We start from the raw sequence: 4,746 nt of genomic DNA, 5'->3' as shown, positions 1-4,746 counted from the left end.
TCGTCGGCAAGCGCTTCAACGCCTTCGCCGCCGAGCACTGGCTCACCGCCGATGGCGACGGGCGCGACCCGGCTCAGGCGCGCGATCCGGATGCGCCCTGCGACCGCCTCGCCTGCGTCGCCGCTTTGCCGGAAGGCGAGTCGCTAAGCCTCGTTCTCGACCGGCTGGCGTTCGACGAGGATTGCGGCCGCGCCGAGATCGTCGTGAGCGCGCTGAGCGCGCCCGGCGACTGCGGCGCGAAATTCGTGCTCGACGAGAAGGCCCTCGCGAAGCTCGGCGCAGTGGGTCTGACCTGGAGCGACGAGAAGGGCTTTGCGCTCACCGCCGACCGCACGACCGAGCAGAACCGCCCCTGGTCGCCCGCCCCCGCGCCGACGCTCGACGACCGGATCGTCCGCCCGGGCCATGCGACGACCCATGGGGCGGAGCCGGGGGAGGGCGAGGAGGCGCCGGGGCCGCCGTAGCGACCTTTCCTCGCATACCGCCAATCGCCGTCCCCACTCTGCTCAGCCGAGCGACATTTTGCTCAGGTCGATGATCGTGCCGGACAACAGGGGAGCGAGCACCGCTACGAACGTCGCGGTCAAGTCGCCAAATTGTAGCTTGAGGCCGTGATTGTCCTTCCAGTCCTGCACGGTTTTCCACCCGGCCACCTTCCACTTCACGGCGTCGGCCTTCTCATGCCGCACGGGGTGCGACGCAGGCTTCTTCGGAGCGGCCTGGGATGCAGGCGGCGCCGTGAACTCGTAGATGTTCCCGGCGTCGTCTTCGCCGAAATAGCTCGCCAGCGGCGGCTTGCCGGGCGCGGCGACGAGCTTCAACTGTCTGGTCGTTCCTCCAATGTCCATCACGGACAGGATCGCCGGCGCCTGCTCGTCCGAACCGGCGACGACTTCGACGGAGAAGAATTTCCCGTGCCTGTTTTTGAGGTAGACCGCCGGCGACGCTTCGGGCGTCGTCGGCGCGGGCGCCTTGTTTGCCGCGTCGAAAGAGGCGTGCGTCTTCCCGGCGATGTCGATTTCGCCCGTCAGGCAATAGAGGGCCGGCACAAAAATCAGGATGAGCAGGAGCGATCCGAGCGCCCCGGCGAAACTCGTGATCGAGGTCTTGAGGGTCTTCAACGAGTCGAATTCGAGGGCCGCGGCCTTTGCGGCCGCGTCGGCGGCGGCTTTTGCGGCCGCGTCGGCGGCGTTCCCGGCGCTGGACTGGCCCGATGCGGACTGGAGGGCCGGCGTGTTGGGAGAGGCGGCGCTTGTCGCGGCGCGGTCTGTCGCGGTCGCGGCCGGGGCGCCCGTCGCGACGGTGGGTGTTGCGGCCGGAGCGCTGTTCGACGTCGTGGCGTCCTTCGAGTCAGGGGCGGTCGCCGCCTTGACGGCGTCGAGGACCCCTCCGGTCCAGTCGGTCGCCGAAGACAAGGCGACGGTCGTGACGACGAGAAGAATCGAGCCGATGAAGAACAGCGTCAGAGCATTGTTGATCTTGTGCCGCAGCACGTAGCTGTCCGACCACGCGCCGTTGATGTCTTTCGTTTCGAACCGCCAGCCGAGCAGCGCGGCGGCGAAGGTCAGCGAGACGACTCCAATGGACACCGCCATCGCGCCCAGTCCCATCTGGGCGTAGATCTGGTCGTTCAATGCGTTGACGTCTTTAAGGAAGTCGCACTTCGCAAGCAAAGCGGCGGAAACCGGGAATAGCCGTTGAAACAGACCGCCGATTTGCGTTCCGACAGCCCAGGAGGCGAGTTTGAAGACGCCAAATCCGGCGAGGATCGGAACGCCGAGCGCCACAATCAGACCCAAAAATTTGGCCCCGTTGCTGCTGCCGACATGGCCATGGGTTTCGAGCACATTGCGTATGCTCGCCGCCGCCGCGAGGACGGCGAGCGCGCAGATGGCAAAGAGCGCGACGTGCGTGACGGAGAAGTGGAAGGTGTTCGCGATCAAGCCGTTCACAAGGGGATCCCTCCCGGGGCCGCAGAACACGTCGATAGGCAGCGGCGGATTCGACCCGGCGTTTTCCAACTCGACCGCACCCTCCCGGATTTCTTGCGGCCCGAACGAAAGCAGGCAGACGATCAGCCAGAGCGCCGCAGCAAAGGCGACGAGCGGCGCGGCGAAAGAGATGAGCGAAAATGTGAATGGAAGGCCGCGCGCCCGGGTCTGCTCGTAGAATTTCTCGACGTCGATGACGCGTCCGGTCGTTCCCGGCGGAAGGTCGCGCGGCGGTTTGCCTGTTATGTAGGCGAGGTACTGGTCGGACCTCGGCCCGAAGCTGACTTGCATGAAGTTTCTCCCCCCGGGAAACGAAATTCACGAGTCGGTAAGTGCTTGTCAAGCGCCACCCCAGAGGTCAATAGGAGCAATCCCGCGTTTGCGCCCCGACTCGCCCGCCTTTTGGACCCCGATGCGCCTTTCCCGCTATTTTCTGCCCATCCTCAAGGAAACGCCGAAAGAGGCGGAGATCGTGTCGCACCGGCTGATGCTGCGCGCCGGCATGATCCGCCAGGAGGCGGCCGGCATCTACGCCTGGCTGCCGCTGGGCCTGCGCGTGCTGCAAAAAATCTGCGCCATCGTGCGCGAAGAGCAGAACCGCGCCGGCGCCATCGAGCTCTTGATGCCGACGCTCCAGTCGGCCGAGCTCTGGCGCGAATCCGGCCGCTACGACGACTACGGCAAGGAAATGCTGCGCATCCGCGACCGGCACGAGCGCGACATGCTGTACGGACCGACCAACGAGGAGATGATCACCGAGATGTTCCGCGCCTCGGTCAGGTCCTACAAGGACCTGCCGCTGAATCTTTACCACATTCAGTGGAAATTCCGCGACGAGGTCCGGCCGCGCTTCGGGGTGATGCGATCGCGCGAGTTCTTGATGAAGGACGCCTATTCGTTCGACCTCGACCAGGCGGGGGCGCGTCATTCCTACAACAAGATGTTCACGGCCTACCTTCGCACCTTCAAGCGCCTCGGCCTCACCGCCATTCCGATGATGGCCGACACCGGGCCGATCGGCGGCGACCTCAGCCACGAGTTCATCATCTTGGCCTCAACCGGCGAGAGCGAGGTCTTCTGCCACAAGGACTATCTGACCTTCGATACGCCGCCGGAAAATATCGACTTCGACGACGCCGCGACCATGCAGGGCGTGTTCGACAAGTGGACCTCGCTCTATGCCGCCACCTCGGAGAAGCACGATGCGGCGGCCTTCGCGGCGCTGCCCGAGGACGCGCGCATTTCCGCGCGCGGGATCGAGGTCGGCCATATTTTCTACTTCGGGACCAAATACTCCCTGCCGATGAAGGCGGTCGTCAACGGACCGGACGGCAAGGAGACTTTTGTCCATATGGGCTCTTACGGCATCGGCCCGAGCCGCCTCGCGGCGGCGCTGATCGAGGCGAACCATGACGACGCCGGGGTCATCTGGCCGGAGGCGGTCGCGCCGTTCCGCGTCGGTTTGATCAACCTCAAGGTCGGCGACGCCGCGACCGACGGCGCGAGCCGGCGCATCCATGAGGCGCTGGAGGGAGCGGGCGTGGACGTCCTCTACGACGACCGCGACGAGCGCCCGGGCGCCAAATTCGCGACCATGGACCTTGTTGGCGCGCCGCGTCAGGTGATTGTCGGCCCCAAGAGCCTCGCCGAGGGCAAGGTCGAGCTGAAGACCCGCCGCACCGGCGAGCGCGAGCTCGTCAGCGTCGAGGCGGCGATCGACAGGCTCGGCGGGAAGGCGTGATGGCTGCATTTCGTCATTTGGCTCCGGTCGAACGGACGCCCCTTCTCCGCAAAGCGGGGAAGGTGTCGCCGATGGCGACGGATGGGGTGTGGAAAGCAGGGCGCTTGGACGACAAGTTCGCGGTGAGGTTCGTGCGAGCCGTCGGGCGGCGCAGCAGCGGGCCATACCCCATCCGGCCCTCCGGGCCACCCCCGGGTCTTCGCCCGGGGGCAGGCTCTTCCTCAGCAGGCTGGGGAAGGGATCCGCAGGCTCGGGCAGCGCGCGCGGGAGTCCCCGCATGACCGCCTCCGCCGTCGACGCCGCTGCGCCGTCGCGCGCGACGCGCCCGTTCGCCCCGTTTGAGTGGATGGTGGCGTTCCGCTACTTGCGCGCCCGCAACGCGCAGAAGTCGATCTCGGTGATCGCCGGCTTCTCCTTCCTCGGCATCGTGCTCGGGGTCGCGGCGCTGATTGTCGTCATGTCGGTGATGAACGGCTTCCGCCACGATCTGATGGAGAAGATGATCGGCCTCAACGGCCACATGTTCCTGCAGGGGATCGACACGCCGCTGACCGACTACCAGGCGGTGACCGAGCGAGTGAGCAAGGTGCCCGGGGTGACCCTGGCGCTGCCGCTGGTCGAGGGCCAGGCCTTCGCCACCACGCAGTACGGCTCGGCTGGCGCGCTGGTGCGCGGCATCCGCCAGCAGGACCTCGAGCGCCTGCCGGGCGTCGCAGGCCATATCATCCAGGGCTCGCTCGACGGCTTCGACGCGGGGCAGGGCCTCGCCGTCGGCGCCAAGCTCGCCGAGCATCTGGGCCTCAGGGTCGGCGACAGCGTGACGATCATCGCGCCCCATGGCGCCGAAACGCCGTTCGGCGTCACGCCGCGGATGAAGGCCTATCCGGTCGCGGCGATTTTCCAGATCGGCATGTCGACCTTCGACAACACGTTCATCTTCATGCCGCTCACCGAGGCCCAGACATTCTTCAACCAGGAGGGGCAAGCCAATGTGATCGAGGTCTATGTCGCCAA

At 66.2% G+C, this 4,746-nt stretch carries 3 protein-coding genes and 1 pseudogene; 3 read left to right on the top strand and 1 reads right to left on the bottom strand.

Features of this window, described 5'->3' with window-relative positions; genetic code table 11:
- Positions 1 to 464: pseudogene (locus tag ACLP25_RS27705) on the top strand (ComEC/Rec2 family competence protein); the annotation flags it as partial.
- Positions 465 to 506: 42 nt separating this feature from the next.
- Here ACLP25_RS27705 and ACLP25_RS27700 read toward each other — a convergent pair.
- Positions 507 to 2,282, bottom strand: coding sequence for a hypothetical protein (locus ACLP25_RS27700; protein ID WP_442472317.1), 1,776 nt, complete (start codon positions 2,280 to 2,282; stop codon positions 507 to 509).
- A 121-nt stretch (positions 2,283 to 2,403) separates the two neighbouring features.
- Between ACLP25_RS27700 and proS the strand changes: the two genes are divergently transcribed.
- On the top strand, positions 2,404 to 3,732 hold the full coding sequence (proS, locus tag ACLP25_RS27695) for a proline--tRNA ligase (RefSeq protein ID WP_442472316.1): 1,329 nt from the start codon (positions 2,404 to 2,406) through the stop codon (positions 3,730 to 3,732).
- A 277-nt stretch (positions 3,733 to 4,009) separates the two neighbouring features.
- Positions 4,010 to 4,746: ABC transporter permease (locus ACLP25_RS27690; protein ID WP_442472315.1), on the top strand; the 737-nt coding region annotated here is incomplete at its 3' end.

Origin of the sequence: Roseiarcus sp. (assembly GCF_052145395.1) — a bacterium.
GTDB lineage: Bacteria > Pseudomonadota > Alphaproteobacteria > Rhizobiales > Beijerinckiaceae > Roseiarcus.
The sequence above is the reverse complement of the archived record's forward strand: the minus strand, read 5'-3'. Positions and strand labels throughout refer to the sequence as shown.